Here is a 20890-nt window from a genome sequence, read left to right on the forward strand (position 1 = left end):
GAGAACTCGTAAAATAACGCCACTTGCGCCTCTTGCTTCGGTCCCAGCATCGCAGATCCCCCCGCTTCACTACCAAAAGTGAATCAGCGAACAGGCCCCAAATCAACAAGAGTTTTTCAACAAAATAGGCCGGGAGCGGACCGGGTCGATCTGGGCGGGAGGCCGACATTCTCCTCGGGTGCCAATGCATCAGGTGCAGACCGAATAGCGGACATTCGAGAGCCTCCTCAAGCTGCTTCGCCAGTTCAACGCCGCGAAGCAAACAGAAGCGTTCGCTCTGCGAAATCAGTCAGTTCGGCGTCGTTGTTTACTGCTGTCTGCCAGGCGGCGTTGGTGTCGTGGTGGGATTGGTTCGCATAGCCGAGCAGGACTTTCAGTTCCGCAATGTCGCCCGCTGACAATATCTCGGTGTGCCCGCCCACCTGACCACTACGCTGCACGCGTTGCTCGACGGTCATCCCGAAAGCCGCATCGACGAAGTCATGCGCTGAAACTTTGCAATCGCGTCAAGTCACGCCGCATAGAGGAGGTTTCAACACCAGCAGATGCCGGCGCCAGAATGCATCCCCATCGCATCTTGATGGATTTTCTAGGACTTCGCTTTCTCCATGGGCGCCGCCTCCAATGTCTGCGGGAATGTCGAGCCATTCCCGCTCGGCGGAGCGGCATCAAACCGTGACAAGCTCAAACTGTATCAGCGGAACAAGGGGATGCAGGGCTGGCAGGCTGCGACCGTTCATTCAAGCACTATCGCTAGATGTCTAGCTGCTCAGATCCGAAGAGAGACCACCATGACCGCGCCTTGGTTGAGGCCATCTATGACGATCTTGTGTCCTCGGACTTTGACCCCGTGCAGCTCAATGGGCGCATTACTGTGGTGGCTCGGAACGAAGGCCATTCCCAATTCAGTGCGCGGCTGGTCTCTCCGGCTCTGGGAAGACAGTTGCCGACGTATCCAGCTGCACAGCCAAATAGCTGCTTTGGGGAGGGGCGGGGTGTTATCCGGCGCTTCATCCTGTTCTGGGGCCGAACGTGTGTAAACAGGTGCTTTGGGATTGTGCGGAGGTGGCAGTCTGACTGTGATGGCGTCTCAGCGCGCTCCTATGGACGAGAGATGACGCGATTGCTCTGGGCGAGTCATTTCACTCTTCCACCTATCAGGTCTGGTCGACAACGGCGCATGATGCTGCCGGATAAACAACCTGCACTTAACGAATTAGTGCAATGCGGACTGCGGTGTGAAGTTTTCCTTTCGCATTCATGCGCCGGCAACCACTTGGCTGAACCTCCTAAGTCTTCTTTTGTGGGATCTGAGCTGTTCCGACTTAGAATGCGGAAGGCAAAAAATTCGTTTTGAGGCGAATTTTGTCAACATAAGGTAAACATAGGGTAAGCATCGGGCGCCTGTTGCTGTCGTTTTTGACCGGAATTCCAGCGGTGAATGTTTACGTCACAATCGCCAATGTTGACGGATGTAAACATGGCGTCAACATTCCTGTGCCATACATCTTGATATCTCCTGATGGTTGGGAGCCGGCGAAGCGCCGCGATGCAGCCATTCCCGCACCGCGACTTCGGTATTTCTTGCCCTTATGCCCTTCTGGTCTCACAGATGCGCCGCAACAGCTGCACGCGCCGCAAGGTGGGGCAAGGGTCGGTGTCATGGCTCACCTCTCTCAGGAAGCGCAGCCAAGCCCTCTCATTGGCTCTCAGTCCTTCACTCCCATACATTGCACTCACCTCCGAAAGATGGACCTGAGGGCCGTGCTGGACCTGCTGGTCATGCGTGGATCGCTGTTTCCGGAGGCGTCGCGGATCTCTTCGAGCCAGGCGCGTTCGTTGGCCGTAACGGCCGTGCCGAAGATTTCGAGGATCGCCTGGGCCGCGGTGTCGCCGACAGCCTGCTCAAGGGCGAGCCGCATCAGAAACGCGGGGTCACATTCGAGCGCGCGCGCCATCGATGGGACGCGGTCCAAGGCCAGCTTGCTCGAGCCAAGTTTGATCATGGTCACCATGTTCGGGTTCTTGAAACCAGCCGCATTGGCGATCTCCAGCTGAGACTTTTTCGATTTCAGCTCGAGCACGCGGCGCTCGATATACTTCGCCAGCTTGGTATCTTGGTGTGGCTTCTTTGGCATCGCTCTCTCCTGAAGTGACACAGCATGTGCTGCTTGCTTCAGTTATAGCGATGCTCTGAATGGGTATGCGCGGCGGGAAGCAGTCGGGCCGAATGGACCAGTTGGACCACAGACTGTTTGCAGGCAACATTTATGTGGTCCAACTGGTCCGAATATTGATTGATCGGCGGAACACGAAGCTTAGCTCTACTCCCCTGCCGCGACTACGCCGACTAAGTTGAGCCGAAGACACCTCTTCCCGCCCATCGTCAAGCGAGCCCCGCTCATGGATTGCGCCCTCGATATCGGTAGGAACACCATCGACAACGACGGGCTTCGTGCCGATGACCTTGGAGTCCTCCAAGACAAAAGCGTCGAAAGATCCATCGGTCCAACCCAAACGATCGGCGCTCAGATGACGTTTGTTAAGGCGCCAAGCGGCCGAAAGCTCCAGAACGCTTTTCGCGGCTTTATCTGCAGATGAGAGCATCAAGCCACATTCGAGCAGGCTATCCAGAACTACGCTCGAACCCTTCAAAACGTGCTTCTTGTCGAGGATGTGTTCATGCCAGACTCCGTCCGGCTCCTGAACAGCACGACACGGCCCCAACGTCCACCTTTTGCGGCTCGACAGATACCCTCGACAATCATTGGCGACCAAATCCGAACAGGGAGGACATCTTCGTCATCTTCCAAACGAAATTGAAAAACTCCCGTGGTCAATGAGAAATCCGAGGACATACCATCAGGCTCGCCTAGGGCGGCACACATCTCGGCCGGCTGCCGCGCGACCTGGACACTATTGGGAAGGCTGGTGACATTGCCGGTAGTGCCGAAGTCGGCGGGATTGGTCTGATTGGTCATTTGCTGCTCTCATGGCAAAGGTGAATTGTTCGGCGCGAGGGGCATCGCGCCGTTGGGTCAGTGCAGTCGCGCCCCTCAAGGGGCGCGACATAGGGATTGACTTAGGCTTAGACCGCTGCGGCTGTCTGTGGCCTGAAATCGAGGCTGGTCATAAAGCCGCTTACCAGGCAACCCTCCCACTCTTCGATGTCGCTAAGGCGCCAGCGCGTGGTCGTGCCGCCAAGCTTGACAGCGGCAGGGAAATCACCATCGCGCTTCCAGCGCCAGATGGTGTCCTTTGAGACGCTGAACCGCTTGGCGACCTGTTCAGCAGATAGATAAAGAGTATTCGAGGGCTGGCTCACTTCCGTATGTCTCCTGTTTGCGCACGCAAATTTGCCCTCTGCGGACGACAATAGCGCGTCCGGAGAAGATTGGTTTTGGTGCTGATTGAGTAGAACCGAGCTTATAGCATACTGTTTTGAGAATTTCCTGCGAATTCGGAGCGAATTCTCATTTTCCATACTTGGAAGTAGCAGCCAGAACACACTGAGCCAATGGCCGACCAGTTACATTGCTGACCTTGGAAGATCGCCAAGCTATGCTGTTGTTCTGCACAATGCAGCAGACCGTTGCAACAAACTGCGAACCAACGCGGACTTAATGGTGGTATGTATGGTGGCATAGCAGAATGAAAGTGAGTATAAACTATACTTTTCAAACGCTTAAAGGGAGGTTGTGGCGGACCGAGGAGGATTCGAACCCCCGACCCCCTGATTCGTAGTCAGGTACTCTATCCAGCTGAGCTATCGGTCCACGGGGGCAGCGTTTAGCGGCAGCGGTGGCGGTTGGCAAGGGGGGCGGGCGGAAAACTGCGGGCTCAGCCGATGTCGCCCTTGGGCAGGGTGATGACGAAGGTGGTCCCGTCGGGGCCGGTCTCCTCCAGCGTGAGCTCCCCGCCATGGCCGCGCACCAGTTCCGCGGAAATCGTGAGGCCGAGACCCGCGCCCCCCTTGCTCGCCCGTCCCTGGAACGGCTGGAACAGGTGTTCACGCGCCTTGGGCGGCAGGCCGGGACCGGTATCGGCGACGCGGATGATCCAGGCGTCCTCGGTCTCCTCGGCCGAGACCGCGATCTCGCCGGTCTTGCCGCTGGCGATGATGGCCTGGCGGGCGTTGCGCACGAGGTTGGCCAGCACGCGGTAGAGCTGTTCGCGGTCCGCACGGATCGAAAGCCCCGCGGGCACGTCCTCCGCAAAACTGATATCGGCGTCGTCCACCGACAGGCGCTCGCTCTCGATCACGTCGCCCAGGATGTCCCAGAGCAGGAAGCGGCCCAGCACCGGCGCCGGCTCTTCGGCCTTGCCGTAGGCGAGCGTCGATTCGCACAGGTGCACCGCGCGGGTGATGGAGTTCACCAGCTTGGGCGCCATGCGCTTGACGGCCGGGTCCTCGGACTGGCCGAGCCGGTCGGTAAAGAGCTGCGCCGAAGTGAGGATGTTGCGCAAATCATGGCTCACCTTGGCCACCGCCCCGCCCAGTTGCGCCAGCCGCTCCTTCTGGCGCAGCGCGCCGGTCAGCTCGGTTTGCAGAAGTTGCAGCGTCTCCTCGGCCTCGCGCAATTCGCGCACGCTGGCATTGGGTTCGATGAAGCCGCGGGCGTCCTCGGGGGCGAGCGCGTAGCTCTTCATCGAGTCGATCACCCGCTTGATGGGGCGCACGATGAAAAGCCGCGCGGCAAGAAATAGCAGCACCGCCGTGACCCCGGAAATCACCGCCGACAACATCAGGATGCGCAACCCGTAATCGATCATCGCGGCGCGCAGCTCCCCGGTGTCCATCGTGATCTCGATCAAGAGCCCCGCCATGCGCGAGGGCGCGCCGATCACCCGGATCACGCGCGGCCCGGGGTCGGCCAGCCGCGCCATCGCGTCGCGGATCAGAACGAGCGCCGAAGGATCGCGCAGGTCATAGGTCGCCGAGATCGGCGTCGGGATGGGCGAGGACAGGACGAGCTGGCGCGCCTCGTCGCGCCGCAACACCACGTTGAAGACCCCGGCGTTGAGCAGCAGTTCCTCTTGCAGATCATCGCTGATCTCGTCCGCCGCCAGCAGCGCCAGCGACGCGATCTGCGCGCGTTCCAGCCTTGATTCCAGGAAATCCGCGCGGAACCGCGCGACCGAGGGGACGAAGATCAATACTTCGGCCAGCATCACGAAGATCGCCGTCAGGATCAGGAAACGTCCCGAAAGTGTGTTCATGCCCGCGCGTTCCGGTTTCGGATCAGGGAAGCAGGCGCTGGACCAGGCCCACCGCCCGCCTGATCCACACATTATCGAAAAGCCGGGGCGAGAAATAGGCCCCCGCGGCGCGTTTGCCGACCTCGCCGATGGTCGGATAGGGCGACACCATCGCGGCGATGTCCTTCATCTTCATGCGGTTGGCCAGCGCCAGCGCCCAGAGGTTCGCGACCTCCCCCGCCTGCGCGCCCGCGATCGAGACGCCGACGGGGCGGCCGCGATGGACCATCACCTTGATGAGCCCCTCGGTCGCGCGACCGGCGATGGCCCGGTCATTATGGGCAAAGTCGAATCGCGCGACCTCGATATTGCCGTGCCGCTCGCGCGCCTGCGCCTCCGTGAGCCCGACCTGCGCCAGTTCCGGGTCGGTATAGGTGGCCCAGGGGATATGGTCGCTGCGCGCCTTCGAGGGCAGCGCGAAGAGCGCCGAGCGCAGGATGACGCCGGCATGGTAGCCCGCCACGTGGGTGAACTGCATCCCCCCCGCGACGTCGCCGATGGCGTAGACGCGCGGATTGGCGGTCTTGAGGCTGGCGTCGGTCCTGATGCCGGTCTTCGTCACCACGATCCCGGCCTTGTCCAGGTCGAGCCGCTCGGTATTCGCCCGCCGCCCCACCGCCATCAGCAGGTGCGAGCCGGCAAAGCTGCGCCCGTCCTTCGTCTCCACGGTGATGTCGCCGGGCTTGCCGCGGATCGTCGCGGCCAGCGCGTTCTCCGCGATCTCCACGCCCTCGGCGCGCAGCCGGTTCAGCACGATCGCGGCGGTCTCGGGATCGTCCTTGCCCAGCGCCCTCTCGCCCTCGATCACCGTCACCTTGCAGCCCAGCCGGACATGCGCCTGCGCCATCTCCATGCCGATGGGACCGCCGCCGACGATCAGCAGGTGGCGGGGACGCTCGCGCAGATCAAACAGCGTCTCGTTGGTGAGATAGGGCACATCCTCCAGCCCCGGCACGGGCGGCACCAGCGGCGACGACCCGGTGGCGATCACGATGCGCCGCGCGGTGATGACATGGTCGCCCGCCTGCACCTCGGTCGGTGAGAGAAAGCGGCCGTGCTCGCGGATCACGGTGACGCCCAGCCCCTCGAACCGCTCCTGGCTGTCGGTGGGGGCGATGGTGGCGATCACGCCCGCGACGTGGTCCATGACGGCGGCGTAATCCACCTTGGGCGCAACCGGGGCGACGCCGAACTTTTCAGAGGTCGCCTGCGCGTGGGCGGTCTTGGCGGCGGCGATCAGCGCCTTGGACGGCACGCAGCCGTAGTTGAGGCAATCGCCGCCCATCCTGTGCCCTTCCAGCAGCACCACCCGCGCGCCCATCTGCACCGCCCCGGCGGCGACCGACAGCCCGCCCGAGCCCGCGCCGATCACCAGGAGGTCCGTCTCGATCCTGTTCATTCACGGCCCCTTCCGGCCGCGCACGGCCCTTATCACGATGGGCAGCGCCGCCAGCGCGCTGAGGCCCAGCAGCGGGCCGATCACCTGCGGCTCCCACAAAAGGCTGAGGTCCGGGCGCTCGCCGCGGTCGAACACCTCGCCCAGGCCGACGCCAATCCAGGTGAAGACAAGCGCGCCGGGGATGATCCCGAGCACGGTGGTCAGCGCGAAGTTGCGGAACTTCACGCCCACCAGCGCGGGCAGCAGGTTGGCGACGAAGAAGGGCACCACCGGCACCAGACGCATCAGGAAAAGCACGCTGATCTCATTCTCGTGCAGCCCCCGCTTGATCCGCTTCAGCGCGCCGTCCGAGGCGTCCATCCGCGCGGCGAGCATCCGCCCCAGCCCGGCGCGCGCCGCCCAGAAGATGGCGAACGCGCCCAGCGAGGCGGCGATCACGTTGAACGCGGTCCCGAGCCAGAGCCCGAACAGGAAGCCGCCGGTGACCGAGGCCACCGCCGCGCCGGGCAGCGAAAAGGCGACGATCACGACGTAAAGCGCGACAAACGCCGCCGCCAGCACCCCGTAATGCGCGTCGCGGTAGGCCAGCAGCGCCGCGCGGTTCTCGCGCAGCGTCTCGAAGCTGAGGTAATCGCGCAGGGTAAACGCGCCAAGCGCGGCGACGACGAGGATCAAGGCCAGCGGCGCATGGCGCAGGATGGGGTGGCGGGTCCGGGGCGGGGCGTCGGCCATGCAGGGTTCTGGTCCTTCAGGATCGGGGCAATGTCCCTTGATGCCGGGCGCACGGGCAAAAAGATAGCGCGCTCACGCGCGGTTGATCGCCGGTGATGGAATCGGCAGGATTTGCAACATTGCCCGGGCAAAAACCATCGGCGCGGGGTTTGACTTGGGCCGATGCCGCCTCTATAGACCGGGCTTCAGAGACATCGGGACCACCCGCGCGATTCCCTTGCGCGGCGGCAACCCCAACAGACAGTCGGAGACGGAGCGATGAAACGCACCTATCAACCCTCGAACCTGGTGCGCAAGCGGCGCCACGGGTTCCGCGCGCGCATGGCCACCAAGGCGGGCCGCAAGATCCTGAACGCGCGCCGCGCACGTGGCCGCAAGTCGCTGAGCGCCTGAGCGCCCTCCCACCCGGAGCGACGACAGACATGACACCGCCGGAGGCCCCCGCCCGCAGCGCCGGGGACAGGCCCCCGGCGGTTTCGTTATGTCTAGACATAATCCGCAAACGCGCCGACTTTCTGCGCGCCGCGCGCGCGCGGCGGCAGGGCGCGGAATCGATGATGGTGCAGGCGCGATTCCGGGATGACGATTCGGACGCCGTGCGCGTCGGCTTCACCTGCTCCAAGAAGGTCGGCAACGCGGTCGCTCGCAACCGCGCGAAGCGCCGCCTGCGCGAAGCCGCACGCCTGGTGCTCCCCCATGCCGGGCGGCCCGGCTGGGATTACGTGCTGATCGGCCGGCGCGGCGCGACGGCGGAGCGCCCGTTCGAGGCGCTCAAGGCCGATCTCGCCCACGCCCTGCGCAAGCTGCACCGCGACGCATGACCCCGCTGGCCCATATCCTCGCCCTGCCGGTGCGCGCCTACCGCCTGGTCCTGAGCCCCTGGGTCGGGCACGGCTGCCGCTTCCACCCCACCTGCAGCGCCTACGCGCTCGAGGCGCTGGAGCGCCACGGCGCCTTGCGCGGCGGCTGGTTCGCCGCGCGGCGCATCCTGCGCTGCAACCCCTGGGGCGGCTCGGGCGTGGACGAGGTGCCGAAGTAGCCGGTCGGACCCGGCGCGCCCGGCCCCTTCTTCTTGCGGATCGCACCCTTGGCCATCCCGGCGCGCCGCCCTATCCTTGGGCGGGTCCGCATCCGGCAAGGAGACAAAATGGCGATCCGCAAACTATACGGCATCCTTGCCGACTCTCCTGAAGAGGCGGAGGCGGGCGAGCCGCGCCGCTTCATGCGCCATCTCGCATCGCTGAGCGCGACCAAGCTCGCCGACGGGCTGATCGACCCCAAGCTGGTGCTGGCCTGGCTGATGAGCGCGCTGGGCGCGCCCGCCTACCTGATCGGGGCGCTGGTGCCGGTGCGCGAATCCGGCGCGCTGCTGCCGCAGATCCTGCTGGCGCGCGAGATCCAGAAAAGCCGGGTGCGCAAGTGGTTCTGGGCCGCAGGGTCGTTCATCCAGGGGATCGCGGCGCTTGGCATCGGCGCGTCCGCGCTGCTGCTCGACGGGGCGGCGGCGGGCTGGGCGATCCTTGGCTGCCTCGCGGTGCTGGCGCTGGCGCGCGCCGCCTGTTCGGCCAGCTACAAGGACATCGCGGCGCGCACCCTGCGCAAGGGGTCGCGCGGCACGGTATCGGGCGCGGCCGGAACCGCGGCGGCGGTGCTGGTGCTGGCGTTCGCCGTCGCGCTGGCGCTTGGCGCGATCCCGCGCGAACCGGGGGCGATCGGGACCGTGGTGCTGATCGCGGGCGGGCTCTGGATCGCGGCTGCGCTGGTCTTTGCCGGGCTGGACGAGCCGGCGGGCAATGGCGACGGCGCGGCGATGGACAGCGCCGCCGCGTTGCTGCGCCCCCTGCGCGAGGATGACGAATTCCGCCGCTACGTGGCCGTGCGCGCGCTGCTCATTCCGACCGCGCTCGCCCCGCCCTTCATCGTGATGCTGAGCAACCAGGGCCAGGGGGAAAGCCTCGGCAATCTCGGCTCGCTGATGATCGCGTCGTCGCTGGCGACGATCCTGTCTTCCTACGTCTGGGGCCGGCTGTCGGACCATTCAAGCCGCCTTACCCTCGCGCTGTCCGCCGGCGCCGCGGCGGTCGCGCTTGCGGTCGCGGCGGGGTTCGGCGTGGCCACGGGCGGGACCGGGGGGCCGGTGCTGGCGGGGCTCTTCGTCTTCGTCGCGCAGATCGCCTACGAGGGCGTGCGCGCGGGGCGCAAGATCCACCTCACCGACATGGACACGAACGGGGCAAAGCCCGTTTACACCGCGCTGTCGAACACGCTGATCGGCGTGCTGCTGTTCCTCGGCGGCGGCTTCGGCCTGCTGGCGGACGCGGCGGGGCCGGCGGTGGTGCTGGCGGTCTTCGCCGGGTTCTGCGCCGTGGCGGCGGCGCTGGCGCTGGGCCTCAGCGAAGTGCAGCAGGAGAGCGGGGCCTGAGCGTCATGCGCGGCGCGCGCGAAGCGTCGGCCCGAGGCCAGTCGTGGCGAACGGCTAGCCGCCCGCGCCCTGGCTATCAAGCCTGGGGAGGGCCGGTTCGGCGCTGCTTTCGCTTGGCGCGCCGTCGTTCAGCGCAAGCCCGGCGAAGTCCCAGAGCTTCGGGTCGAGCAGATGCGAGGGGCGCGCGTTCATGAGCGCCCGGAACATCACCTGTCGGCGTCCGGGGCTGTTCTTTTCCCACCCGTCGAGGATCTGCTTGACCTGCTGGCGCTGCAGCCCGTCCTGGCTGCCGCACAGGTCGCACGGAATGATCGGATAATCCATCGCCCGCGCGAACCGCTCGCAATCGGCCTCGGCCACGTGGGCCAGCGGGCGCAGGACAAAGAGATCGCCCTCTTCGTTGACGAGCTTCGGCGGCATCGTGGCGAGCCGCCCGCCGTGAAAGAGGTTCATCATGAACGTTTCCAGGATGTCGTCCCGATGATGGCCAAGCACCACGGCGCTGCACCCTTCCTCGCGCGCGATGCGGTAGAGGTTGCCGCGCCGCAGCCGCGAGCAGAGCGCGCAAAAGGTCCGCCCCTGCGGCACCTTGTCGACCACGATGGAGTAGGTGTCCTGGTATTCGATCCGATGCGGCACGCCCATCCGTTCCAGGAACTCCGGCAGAACGGTCGCCGGAAAGCCGGGCTGGCCCTGATCGAGGTTGCAGGCCAGCAGATCGACAGGAAGCAGCCCGCGCCACTGAAGCTCGTGCAGGGCCGCCAGCAGTGTGTAGCTGTCCTTGCCGCCGGACAGGCAGACGAGCCAGCGCGCATTGCGATCCTGCACCATGCCGTATTGTTCGATCGCTTCGCGGGCCTGCCGCACGATCCGCTTGCGCAGCTTGCGGAATTCCGTCGACTGCGGCGCGCCGTGAAAGAGCGGGTGGATGTCGTCGTCCTGGGACATGGCCGCTGGCATAGAGCAAACCTTCGGCCACGAAAAGAGGCCGAGTTCCCGCCTGCCATGTTTCGCTCTTGATCCCTTGCGACAAGGACCGATCGCCCGTTGCGCGCCGCCACGCCGCCGTTTTCGCGGCGCCGGCCTGACGCCGCGGTCGCGCAACCCCCGAAAGGAGCGCGCGGCCGCTCGTTCGACGCCGCCGGGCCGGAACCGGACCCAGAGGTTTCCGGACCCATGGCCCTACGCAATCAGCGAGGATCCGGCATCATCCGCACAAGGGCGAACCGTGTTCGCAGTTTGCGGAGGATGTGGAAATGCGTGTCTTTGCCGGATTCATCAAGAGAATTGCAGGGGCCGCCTGTCTGGGCTTGGTCGGCATGGCCGCGCCCGCACAGGCCGAAATCCCGGACGAGCTCTTTGCCGCGCTGGGGCTGGAGCGCAACGCGGCGCCCAACGTGCTCTACGAGGCCATCGTCAAGCGCTACCGCGATCCCGAACAGGGCTACAGCAAGGGCGCCTTCGCCGATCTCTGGGAACCGATCGCCTTTTCGAAATACATGAGCCCCGGCCTGTTCTACGAGGGACCGGATCTCGATTTCGAGGTCTCCGCGCGGGAATGCGTGGAATGTCACCAGGGGGTGACCCCCGGCTGGGTTCATTCCTGGGAAAAGAGCGTTCACAGCGATCTTGACGAGATCCGCAGCCTGACCCCGGCGGATTCGCGGTTCTACAAGCAGGACCTGATCAAGCAGGTGGAAACGAACCTCGTGTCGATGGGCCTGCTGGACGAGGGGCAGCAGCTTGAGGAGGTCGGGTGCGTCGATTGTCACATGGGCATCGGCGCCGAGGGCGGCAACCACAAGACCGACCTGCACATGCCCGACGCCGGCGACTGCGGGCAATGCCACCTCCAGCAGTTCGCCGAGCGGGAATCCGAGCGCGACACGGCGATCTGGCCGCAGGGCCAGTGGCCGGACGGGCGCCCGTCTCATGCGCTGTCGATGCTGGCCAACTACGAAACCGCGATCTGGGCCGGGATGGAGGAGCGCGAGGTCGCCGAAGGGTGCACCATGTGCCACACCGCGCAGAACACCTGCAATTCCTGCCACACCCGGCACGAATTCTCGGCCGTGGAGGCGCGCAAGCCCGAGGCCTGCTCGACCTGTCACAACGGCGTCGACCACCCCGAGTTCGAGAATTTCATGATGTCCAAGCATGGCGTGGTCTATACCGCCCATGGCGACGAATGGGATTGGGAACTGCCGCTTAAGGAGGCGTTCGAGAAGGGCGGGCAGACCGGCCCGACCTGTCAGACCTGCCACTTCGAGAATGACGGCGAATATGGTCACAACCTCGTGCAGAAGGTCCGCTGGGGCTTCCAGCCGATGAAATCCATCGCCGACAATCTCGATCACGAATGGTTCGAGGACCGCAAGGAAGCCTGGATCGCGACCTGCAGCCAGTGCCATTCGGACCGTTTCGCCCGCAGCTATTTCGAGGTGATCGACAACGTGACGATCGACGCCGTGGAAAAGGTCGAAGAGGCGCGGACCGTGATGCAGGGGCTTTACGACGACAAGCTGCTGGTCGGCCAGACCACCAACCGTCCGCCGCCGCCCGAACCGTCCAAGGACGCCGCGGGAGGCTTCTACGCCCTGTTCTGGGCCGAGGGCAACAATCCCTCCGCCATCGAGTATGAGTTCACCGAGATGTGGGAACAGCGGCTGATGAGCGTCTTCAAGGGCGTCGCGCACGCCAACCCGGGCGGTTTCACCTACACCAACGCCTGGTCGCAGCTGCTGCGTCAGGGCATCCGGATCCGGGACGAGGACACGCGGCTGCGTGAACGCGCGGCGATGCTTGAGCGCATCCGCAAGCTCGAGAACCCGGAATGAAACGGCGGCCCCGGTCGATAGGCCGGGGCTTCGGGGGAGGTTGAGACATGGCTTTCACGCTGGCTGGAAAATGCATCGCCGTCGCGGGTATCGCGGCGGTTCTGATCGCGGGCGGGGCGTTCGGCGCGTGGCGTCTGTCGCAATCCGCCGAAGCGGCGTCGCCGCCATACGCCTATGAGGCCGACCAGGCCGAACCCTCCGCCGAGGCCGCAAAGCTCGCGGCTTTGGCGCCGGGGGCCACGGCCTCGGTCCTCGAAGTAAAGGCGCCGGGCTTTGAGCGCGCGGTCGCCACGGCGCAGGTGTTGACGCTGCCCGGCGCCGGCGACGTGATCGTCGGCTGGACAAGCGAGGTGGGCGAACCCGTCCTGCGCTCGGACATATCCGAGCGCGAGGAACTGGCGCTGATCACCGCCCTGAACAAGCATCTGCCGCAAGGCAGCACCGTTCTGGCGATGCCCGCCGTTTCCGCGCGGCTGGCGCATTTCGTGGCCGCCGATTTCCCGCTGGCCGCCGCCGTCGGGCAGGAAGCCCTGCGCGTGCCTGCGTCCTGGGCGGGGCGGGAGGACGAGATCGAGACGCTCGAGACGCGCTGGCTGGCGGATGGGGGCGCGCCGGACGGCAGCTATGCCGATTTCATCGACGCGCTGCTGGCCGAGGACGTCTATGGCGCCGCGCGGCTGCAAACGCTGGCCGGGCCACGAGACACCTACATCATCCTGCACATGCGCGACGTCTTCGACCTCGGGCTCGATTCGCCGGATCGCCTGCTGGTCGGGCTGCGCGATTTTCCGGCCGCAGGGCAAGTGCATGACAAGTCCCGCGCGGTCAAGGAATGGGCCAAGGCGCAGGGCCATGTCGCCTATGCGGTGGAGCGCCGCGAGGGCGGCGTCATCCGCGCCTACTATCTGACCGACGCCAAGGACAAGAGCACGCTTCTGGGCCAGTTGCTGCCCTTCAACACGGCCGACCTGGGCCGGGTGGCGGGCACGACGCTGGTGTTTCAGACCGGCGGTTACTGGATCTATCGCCTGCAACCCGTCGTGGACCGCACCTGAGCGCTGGACTCATGCAATTTGCCTCTGCTGGACCCATGAAAACATAAATTTTTCATGATACGGTGGGTCCGGTGGAGGTCCAGGCAATGCAGGTCGTGCTTGCAATAAACCCAGACGATACCCGCACCCTTCAGACACAGGTCTATGAAGAGTTCCGCAAGCTGATCCTTGACGGCATATTGCCAAGCGGCGCGCCGGTGCCCGGATCGCGGACGCTCAGCGAACAACTGGGCGTGTCGCGCAACACCGTCATCATCGCCTATGAAAAACTGCTGAGCGAGGGCTATATCGAAAGCCGCGCCAATGTCGGCACCTTCGTCAGCACCAACCTGCCCGAAGCCTCAATGCGCGCCGCCGGCTTTGCGGCGGGCGATGCGCTGACCCCGCAGGACACGCCGTTCCGCCCCGAGATCGCGCCGCCCTCGCGGATCCAGAAGGTGAGAAACCCCAAGGACACGCGCCTGACGACGGATTTCTGGATCGGCGGGACCGAGCCGAAAGCCTTTCCCGCCCGCGAATGGCGCCGCACGCTTGAGGCCAAGCTGCGCTACGGCGGGGGACGCATCGCCTGCTACACCGATCCGCAGGGGCTGCCGGAGCTGCGCCAGGCGATCACGGATCACATCGGCCCGGCGCGCGGCATCAGCGCCGAACCCGACGACATCGTCATCACCGGCGGCACGCAGGATTCCATGTCGCTGATCGCGCGGGCCTTTGCCGGGCGCCACAGGGCGTTCCTGCACGAAGACCCGACCTACCAGGGCGCGCGTTTCCTGTTCCACGCACTCGGCTACGCCTGCACGCCGGTGCCCATAGACCGCCACGGGATCGAGGTGGACAAGCTGCCCGACACCGGGCCTTCGCTGCTTTACGTCACGCCGTCGCACCAGTTCCCCATCGGCGTGACCATGTCGCTGGAGCGGCGTCTGCGGCTGCTGGACTGGGCCGTGCGCACCGACAGCCTGATCATCGAGGACGACTATGACGGCGAATTCCGCTATGAGGGCGCGCCGCTCTCGGCGTTGCGCGGGCTCGACCGGTCGGGGCATGTGCTCTACCTCGGCACGTTCGCCAAGTCGTTCGGGCCGGGGCTGCGGCTGGGCTTTGTCATCGCCTCGCCCGGCACGCGCCGCCTGCTGAGCGACTGGAAGCAGCTCTTCAGCAATGGCGCGCCCTGGCTGGAACAGGCGGCGATGGCCGATTTCATGGGCAATGGCGGGTTCCGCCGACACCTGCGCCGGATCCGCGCGATCTACATGGCGCGCCGCGACGTTCTGCTGGAAGAGATCGCGCAGCTTTTCCCAGGGTCCGAGACCTTTGGTCACCGCGCCGGGATGCACCTGTCCTGGCGCCTGCCGCAACCCGACGCGGCGGAACGCCTGCAAAAGCTGGCGGCGCTGCAACGCATCGGTGTCCACCTGCCGGGCACAAGCGCCTCGTGGATTTCGCCGCGGAACCGCCGCCACCGCGATCACCTGCTTATGGGCTATGCGGCGGTGGACGAGAAACGCATCCGGCTGGCGATGGCGGCCCTTGCCGGATGCATGCAAGAGGGGGCGCGGACGCAATGATCCTGACATGGGCCAAGCTCGGACAGGTGGCGACCAGCCTGGCGCTGGTGCTGTGCCTCTTCGCGATCGCGCAGGCGGTGCTGTCGGTGCGCCGGGCCTCGCCCGCGCGGCTGACGGCGGCGCGCAACGCGATGTACGCCAATTTCGTCCTGCTGAGCCTTGGGGCGGCGACGCTGATCCATGCCTTCGTGACCTCGGATTTCAGCGTCGCCTACGTGGCGCAGAACAGCAATCTCGACCTGCCGCTGCTCTATCGCCTCACCGCGCTCTGGGGCGCGCATGAGGGTTCGCTGCTGTTATGGGCATGGTATCTGGCGCTGTTCACCGCCGCCGCGCTCTGGCTGCACTGGCGCGATCACCCGCTGTCGATGCCCTGGATCATCGTCACGCTGGCCGCCATCCAGTTCGGCTTTCTCGCCTTCATCGTGTTCCTGTCGAACCCTTACCTGAGCCTGACGCCGGTTCCGGCCAATGGCCGCGACCTGAACCCGCTGTTGCAGGATCCCGGGCTCGCCTTTCACCCGCCGGTGCTCTATCTCGGCTATGTCGGCTTTGCGGTGCCGTTCGCCTTCGCCGTCGCCTCGCTGATCCGTGGGCAGGTAGGGCTGGAGTGGGTGACGGCGGTGCGCCGCTGGACGCTCTTCGCGTGGACGGCGCTGACCTCCGGCATCATCTTCGGCGGCTACTGGGCCTATTACGAGCTCGGCTGGGGCGGCTACTGGGCCTGGGACCCGGTCGAGAACGCCTCGCTGATGCCGTGGCTTGCGGGCACGGCGCTGCTCCATTCGATGATGGTCCAGGAAAAGCGCCGGATGTTCCGCACCTGGAACGTGTTCCTGGTGATCACGACCTTCCTGCTGACGCTGCTGGGCACGTTCCTCGTGCGGTCGGGCGTGCTGACCTCGGTGCATGCCTTCGCCGTCGATCCGGGGCGGGGCGCCTATATGCTGGGATTCCTGTTCGTCGCGATGGTGGTGGGCTACGGGCTGATCATCTGGCGCGCCGAGATGCTGGAATCCGAGGGCGAGCTTGAAAGCGCGCTGTCGCGCGAGACCGCGATCCTGGCCAATTCCGTGTTGCTGCTGATCGTGGCCGCGACGGTGCTGATCGGCACGCTGTTCCCGCTGGCGGTCGAGGTGTTCACCGGGCAGAAGCTCAGCGTCGGCGCGCCCTATTTCAACACGGTGGTCGTGCCGATCATGGTGGCGCTGCTGTTCCTGATGGCGTTCAGCCCGTCGATCCCCTGGCGCGGCATGGCGCCAGCCCGCGTGCTGCGCCATTTCCGCGCGCCGCTGGCGGTGGCGGCGCTGGCCGTCACGGCCTGCCTCGCGATCGGGCTGCGCGCGCCGCTGACGGTGCTGGCGATCGCGGGCGTCGGCTTTACGGCCACGGCGACGCTGGGCGACATGCGGCTGGGGATCGCGGCGCGGCATCGCTCGGGCGGCGTATCCTGGCTCGGCGCGGCGGGAATCGTGCTGGGCCGGTCGCGCCGCCGCTTCGGCGGGCTGATCGTGCATCTGGGGATGGTGGCGATCGCCGCCGGTATGGTCGGTTCCGGCCTGTTCCAGTCCCAGGCCACGGTCGAGATGCGGCGCGGCGATTCCGTCGCGATAGCCGGCTACATCGTCACCCTGCGGGACCTGGAAAACATCACTGATCCGAACTACCGGGGCCGCCGCGCGACCTTCAGCGTGGCCAGGGACGGCCAGCCGCTGTTCGAGCTGGCGCCCGAGAAACGTTTCTATCCGATCCGCGAAATGACCACCACCGAGGTCGCGCTGCGCCAGCTCTGGGGCGGCGACCTCTATGCGGTGATGGGCGACGAATCCCCCGACGGGCGGCTGGTGGCGCGGATTTTCTGGAACCCGCTGGTGTCGTGGATCTGGGCCGGCTGGGCCATCGTGCTGCTGGGCGCCGGCCTGTCGCTGAGCGAGCGCACGCGCACCCGCCGCTCCGCGCGCAAGCCCGCGCCGGAACCCGAAGGAGTGCCCGCGGAATGACCGATACCGTACACCCCGCGAAACGCCCGATCCGCTGGAAGTATTTCCTGGGCGCGCTGATGCTGGCCCTGCCCGTGCTGCTGGCCGTCGGGCTGACGCGCGACCCCGGCAAGCTGCCCTCGGCGCTGGAAGGGCGGTCCATGCCGAGCTTCGAGATCCCATACCTCGCGCAGGAAGGCACGCTTGACTCGGCCGCGTTCAAGGGCAAGCCCTTGGTGCTGAACTTCTGGGCGTCCTGGTGCGTGTCCTGCCGGCACGAACATGACGAACTGATCCGGCTGGGGCTGAGAAGCGCGGCGCAGGGCGATTTCCGGGTCGCCGGCGTCAACTACCGCGACGATCCGGACCGCGCGCAGGGCTACCTGGCGCGCGAAGGGGCCTTTCCCTATCCGTCGGGCTATGACGGCAAGGGGCGGCTGGGCATAGATTTCGGCGTCTATGGCATGCCCGAAACCTTCTTTGTCGATGCAGGCGGCACCGTGCAGATGCGCCATGCCGGACCGTTGACCGACGCGGTTCTGGCAAGGGCGTTGCCCAAAATCGGGGTGACGCCATGAGACATGTGTTGATCCTGATCGCGCTGCTGCTGGCGGCGCCGCTCGATGCCGGGGCGCTGGTGGGGGAAGACCCGCAAGAGGCCCGCGTGCGCGAGGTCGCCACGCAACTGCGCTGCCCGGTGTGCCAGAGCGAGAACATCCTCGATTCCCATTCCGGCACGGCGCGCGAGATGCTGGATCTCGTGCGCGAACAGACGGCGGAGGGGCGCAGCAATGCCGAGATCATGTCGTTCTTCCAGACCCGCTATGGCGATTACGTGCTGCTGTCGCCGCCCGCCTCGGGGCCGGGTTTCGTGATCTGGTGGATCCCGGCGCTGCTGGCGGTCGGCGGCGCGGGGCTGGGCCTTGTCCTGGTCCGGCGACTGAAACGGCGCGGCCCGGCCGCTGGCCCGTTGCGCAATCCGCTGTCGGTTCGCGATCTGGAGGAGATGGAGCCATGATGACGATCCTCGCGGCATGCCTCGTGCTGCTGGCCACCGGCCTTGTCGTGGCGCCGCTGTTCCGTCCCGCCGCCAACCGCGCGATGGGCCTTGGCGTGGAAAGCCGCGATCCGGTGGCGCGGTGGCAGCACGAAAAGGACCGGCTGACCGATCAGCTGCGCGACAATGACATCGCCCTGGCCGAAGGGCGGATCGACGCGGCCGTCCACGGCCGCAACAACGCCCGCCTCGCCGCCGAGGCCGAAGGCGCGCTCAAGGCCCTGCGCCGTGCGCGCGAGGCCTTCGCCCCCGCCGCGCTGCGGGATACGCATATGCCCGGGGGCGTCGCGTCGGCGTTGACCGCCGCCTGCATCGTCGCGGCGGCGTTCGGCGTCAGCGCCGTCGCCTCGTCCGAGGATATCGACATGACCCGCTCGCCGCACGAGGACGGCGGCGTTCCGATCGCGACCCCCGCGGGCATGCCGGTGGACGCCGATGGCGCGCCCGACATCGCGGCCATGGTCGCGCGCCTGGAAGCGCGCGTCTGGGACGGCGATGCCTCGCCCGACGATTACCGCATGCTTTTGCGCAGCTATGGCGTGCTGGGCCGCGAGGCCGAGGCGCCCGAGGTGCTGAAAGCCGCCGCCGATCAGTATCCCGATGATCTGGAATTCCGCATGAATTATCTGCGCATGGTGGTGGAATCCCCGGACGCGCCGCCGGCCGTCGAACTGCTGGCGCAGGTCGAGGACGTGCTTGAGGCCGTTCCCGACATGGCCGAAGCGCGCTGGTATCGCAGCCTGCTGAACCTGCAATTGGGCCGACCGACCGCGGCAAAGACCGACCTGGAATGGCTGGTCGTGCGTTTGCAGCCGGATCATCCGGCCGCCGGGGAGGTAAGGACATTGCTGACCGAAATCGGGGGAGGAAAGCCATGACGTTCGACGACAGCCATCCCGGCATCGCCGGATTGCCGGATTACGCCGGCCTGATGCAGCAATCGGTGGACACCCTTTTGAGCGAAGGTCGCTATCGCGTCTTTCAGGAACACAACCGCATCGTCGGCAGCTTTCCGTGGTCGATGGCCGTGGCGGGGGCCGAGAACCGCCGCATCGCCGTCTGGTGCTCCAACGATTACCTCGGGATGGGCCAGCATCCAGAGGTGCGCGCCGCGATGAAGCGCGCGATCGACGATTTCGGCGCCGGCGCGGGGGGCACGCGCAACATTTCCGGCAATCACGGGCCGATCGTGGCGCTGGAGCGTGAACTGGCCGCGCTGCACGGCAAGGAGGGCGCGCTGGTCTTCGGCTGCGGCTACCTCGCCAATCTCGCCACCATCTCGACGCTGGGGCAACTGCTGCCGGATTGCGTGATCCTGTCGGACGCGCTGAACCACGCCTCGATGATCCAGGGCGTGCTGGCCAGCCGCGCGGAAAAGCGCATCTTCCGGCATAACGACATGAACCACCTGCGCGAGTTGCTGGCGGAGATCCCGCGCGAGCGGTGCAAGATCATCGCGTTCGAGTCGGTCTATTCGATGGATGGCGACATCGCCCCCATCAACGAGATCGTGGACATCGCCCGCGACTTCGGCGCGCTGACCTATCTCGACGAGGTGCACGCCGTGGGCATGTACGGCCCGACCGGCGCGGGCGTCGCCGAACGCGAGGGGCTGGCCGACCGGATCGACATCATCCAGGGGACGCTGGCCAAGGCCTACGGCGTGATCGGCGGCTACATCGCGGCGCGCGCCTCCGTCATCGACGCGATCCGCAGCCACGCCAACGGCTTTATCTTCACCAGCGCCATTCCTCCCGCCGTGGCCGCGGGCGCGCTGGCTTCCGTCCGCCACCTGCGCCAGAGCGAGACCGAACGCGCGGCCCTGCGGGAACGCGCCACGCGCCTGCGTGGCCTGCTGCGCGACAACCGGATACCCTTCCTCGACGCGCCCAGCCATATCGTGCCGGTAATTGTGGGCGACCCGGTCAAGTGCAAGGCGCTGTGCGACCGGCTGCTGGACAACCACGCCATCTATCTTCAGCCGATCAACTATCCCACCGTTCCGCGCGGCGCCGAACGGCTGCGCATGACCGCCTCGCCGCTGCATACCGATGCGATGATGGACGATCTGGCGGCGGCGCTGGCGCAATGCTGGAAGGAGTTGCAACTGCCCTTTGTCCATGCCGGGAGGGCGCCCTGATGGCCAGCCTGCGCAAAGCCCGCCGCGTCCGGCTGATCGCGTTCGCCAGCGTCGCGCTTGTGCTGGCGACGACGCTGATCGGCTATGCCATGCGCGACGGCATCCAGTTCTTTCGCACCCCGTCCCAGGCGCTGGCCACCGCGCCCGACGCCGCCGAAATTTTCCGGCTGGGCGGCATGGTGGAACCGGGAAGCCTCGTGCGGGACGGCGCCTCGGTCCGGTTCAGGCTGACGGACGGGGAGCAGGCCATCGCGGTATCCTACAGCGGCCTGCTGCCCGATCTGTTCGCCGAAAACGAGGGCGCCATCGCGACCGGCGCCCTGCGGGACGGGGAATTCCGGGCGACGGAAATCCTCGCCAAGCACGACGAGGATTACATGCCGCGCGAACTCGCCGATCTTTCGCCCTGAGCCGGATCACTAAAATACGACGGAGATTC

General features: G+C 66.1%; 22 protein-coding genes and 1 tRNA gene. 13 read left to right on the forward strand and 10 right to left on the reverse strand.

Features of this window, described 5'->3' with window-relative positions; translation table 11 throughout:
- Nucleotides 1-245 precede the first annotated feature (245 nt).
- From D6850_RS15110 to D6850_RS15145, 9 genes are all read right to left on the reverse strand, one after another.
- Complete coding sequence (locus D6850_RS15110; protein WP_121168454.1) at nt 246-458, reverse strand: hypothetical protein; 213 nt, start codon at nt 456-458, stop codon at nt 246-248.
- A gap of 1278 nt (nt 459-1736) precedes the next feature.
- Nucleotides 1737-2138 carry an XRE family transcriptional regulator gene (locus D6850_RS15115; RefSeq protein WP_121168455.1) on the reverse strand — a complete coding sequence of 134 codons (402 nt, stop codon included), beginning with the start codon at nt 2136-2138 and terminating at the stop codon, nt 1737-1739.
- 130 nt (nt 2139-2268) lie between these two features.
- Nucleotides 2269-2727, reverse strand: coding sequence for a DUF927 domain-containing protein (locus D6850_RS19945; RefSeq protein ID WP_425452407.1), 459 nt, complete (start codon nt 2725-2727; stop codon nt 2269-2271).
- Nucleotides 2652-2981, reverse strand: a complete 330-nt coding sequence (locus tag D6850_RS19740) for a hypothetical protein (RefSeq protein ID WP_245964206.1) — start codon at nt 2979-2981, stop codon at nt 2652-2654. Before D6850_RS19740 ends, D6850_RS19945 begins: the two co-directional genes overlap by 76 nt.
- A 107-nt stretch (nt 2982-3088) precedes the next feature.
- Nucleotides 3089-3325 (reverse strand): helix-turn-helix transcriptional regulator, encoded by a 237-nt coding sequence (locus D6850_RS19745; RefSeq protein WP_245964207.1) that lies wholly within the window; start codon nt 3323-3325, stop codon nt 3089-3091.
- 374 nt (nt 3326-3699) lie between these two features.
- Nucleotides 3700-3776, reverse strand: a tRNA-Arg gene (locus D6850_RS15130).
- 64 nt (nt 3777-3840) lie between these two features.
- Nucleotides 3841-5220, reverse strand: coding sequence for a sensor histidine kinase (locus tag D6850_RS15135; protein ID WP_121168458.1), 1380 nt, complete (start codon nt 5218-5220; stop codon nt 3841-3843).
- A gap of 22 nt (nt 5221-5242) precedes the next feature.
- Nucleotides 5243-6658 (reverse strand): dihydrolipoyl dehydrogenase family protein, encoded by a 1416-nt coding sequence (locus tag D6850_RS15140; protein ID WP_121168459.1) that lies wholly within the window; start codon nt 6656-6658, stop codon nt 5243-5245.
- Nucleotides 6659-7390, reverse strand: coding sequence for a TVP38/TMEM64 family protein (locus tag D6850_RS15145; RefSeq protein WP_121168460.1), 732 nt, complete (start codon nt 7388-7390; stop codon nt 6659-6661).
- Nucleotides 7391-7648: 258 nt separating this feature from the next.
- Here D6850_RS15145 and rpmH point away from each other — a divergent pair, with 258 nt between their 5' ends.
- From rpmH to D6850_RS15165, 4 genes are all read left to right on the forward strand, one after another.
- Nucleotides 7649-7783 (forward strand): 50S ribosomal protein L34, encoded by a 135-nt coding sequence (rpmH, locus tag D6850_RS15150; RefSeq protein WP_005980833.1) that lies wholly within the window; start codon nt 7649-7651, stop codon nt 7781-7783.
- 29 nt (nt 7784-7812) lie between these two features.
- Entirely contained in the window at nt 7813-8211 is a 399-nt protein-coding gene (rnpA, locus tag D6850_RS15155) for a ribonuclease P protein component (RefSeq protein WP_121168461.1), read from the forward strand.
- Entirely contained in the window at nt 8208-8429 is a 222-nt protein-coding gene (yidD, locus tag D6850_RS15160; RefSeq protein ID WP_121168462.1) for a membrane protein insertion efficiency factor YidD, read from the forward strand. Before rnpA ends, yidD begins: the two co-directional genes overlap by 4 nt.
- 108 nt (nt 8430-8537) lie before the next feature.
- Nucleotides 8538-9812, forward strand: coding sequence for an MFS transporter (locus D6850_RS15165; protein WP_121168463.1), 1275 nt, complete (start codon nt 8538-8540; stop codon nt 9810-9812).
- Between the two features lie 54 nt (nt 9813-9866).
- On the opposite strand, the gene ttcA is transcribed toward D6850_RS15165, so the two are convergent.
- On the reverse strand, nt 9867-10760 hold the full coding sequence (gene ttcA, locus D6850_RS15170; protein WP_121168464.1) for a tRNA 2-thiocytidine(32) synthetase TtcA: 894 nt from the start codon (nt 10758-10760) through the stop codon (nt 9867-9869).
- Between the two features lie 308 nt (nt 10761-11068).
- Here ttcA and D6850_RS15175 point away from each other — a divergent pair, with 308 nt between their 5' ends.
- From D6850_RS15175 to ccmE, 9 genes are all read left to right on the forward strand, one after another.
- Nucleotides 11069-12649 (forward strand): multiheme c-type cytochrome, encoded by a 1581-nt coding sequence (locus D6850_RS15175; protein WP_121168465.1) that lies wholly within the window; start codon nt 11069-11071, stop codon nt 12647-12649.
- 47 nt (nt 12650-12696) lie between these two features.
- Nucleotides 12697-13704, forward strand: coding sequence for a hydroxylamine oxidation protein HaoB (gene haoB, locus D6850_RS15180; protein ID WP_121168466.1), 1008 nt, complete (start codon nt 12697-12699; stop codon nt 13702-13704).
- Nucleotides 13705-13775: 71 nt separating this feature from the next.
- Nucleotides 13776-15275 carry a MocR-like pyridoxine biosynthesis transcription factor PdxR gene (pdxR, locus tag D6850_RS15185; RefSeq protein WP_245964208.1) on the forward strand — a complete coding sequence of 500 codons (1500 nt, stop codon included), beginning with the start codon at nt 13776-13778 and terminating at the stop codon, nt 15273-15275.
- Entirely contained in the window at nt 15272-17275 is a 2004-nt protein-coding gene (locus tag D6850_RS15190) for a heme lyase CcmF/NrfE family subunit (protein WP_121168468.1), read from the forward strand. Before pdxR ends, D6850_RS15190 begins: the two co-directional genes overlap by 4 nt.
- Nucleotides 17272-17832 (forward strand): DsbE family thiol:disulfide interchange protein, encoded by a 561-nt coding sequence (locus D6850_RS15195; protein WP_121168469.1) that lies wholly within the window; start codon nt 17272-17274, stop codon nt 17830-17832. Before D6850_RS15190 ends, D6850_RS15195 begins: the two co-directional genes overlap by 4 nt.
- Complete coding sequence (locus D6850_RS15200) at nt 17829-18272, forward strand: cytochrome c-type biogenesis protein (protein WP_121168470.1); 444 nt, start codon at nt 17829-17831, stop codon at nt 18270-18272. Before D6850_RS15195 ends, D6850_RS15200 begins: the two co-directional genes overlap by 4 nt.
- The gene (locus D6850_RS15205) at nt 18269-19189 is read left to right on the forward strand and encodes a tetratricopeptide repeat protein (RefSeq protein WP_121168471.1); all 921 of its coding nucleotides are present in this window, start codon (nt 18269-18271) and stop codon (nt 19187-19189) included. The genes D6850_RS15200 and D6850_RS15205 overlap by 4 nt, the downstream gene beginning before the upstream one ends.
- Nucleotides 19186-20451 (forward strand): 5-aminolevulinate synthase, encoded by a 1266-nt coding sequence (hemA, locus tag D6850_RS15210; protein ID WP_217510733.1) that lies wholly within the window; start codon nt 19186-19188, stop codon nt 20449-20451. The genes D6850_RS15205 and hemA overlap by 4 nt, the downstream gene beginning before the upstream one ends.
- Entirely contained in the window at nt 20451-20861 is a 411-nt protein-coding gene (gene ccmE / locus D6850_RS15215) for a cytochrome c maturation protein CcmE (RefSeq protein WP_121168472.1), read from the forward strand. The genes hemA and ccmE overlap by 1 nt, the downstream gene beginning before the upstream one ends.
- The last annotated feature ends 29 nt before the right edge of the window (nt 20862-20890 follow it).

Origin of the sequence: Roseovarius spongiae (assembly GCF_003651245.1) — a bacterium.
GTDB classification, from domain to species: Bacteria; Pseudomonadota; Alphaproteobacteria; order Rhodobacterales; family Rhodobacteraceae; genus Roseovarius; species Roseovarius spongiae.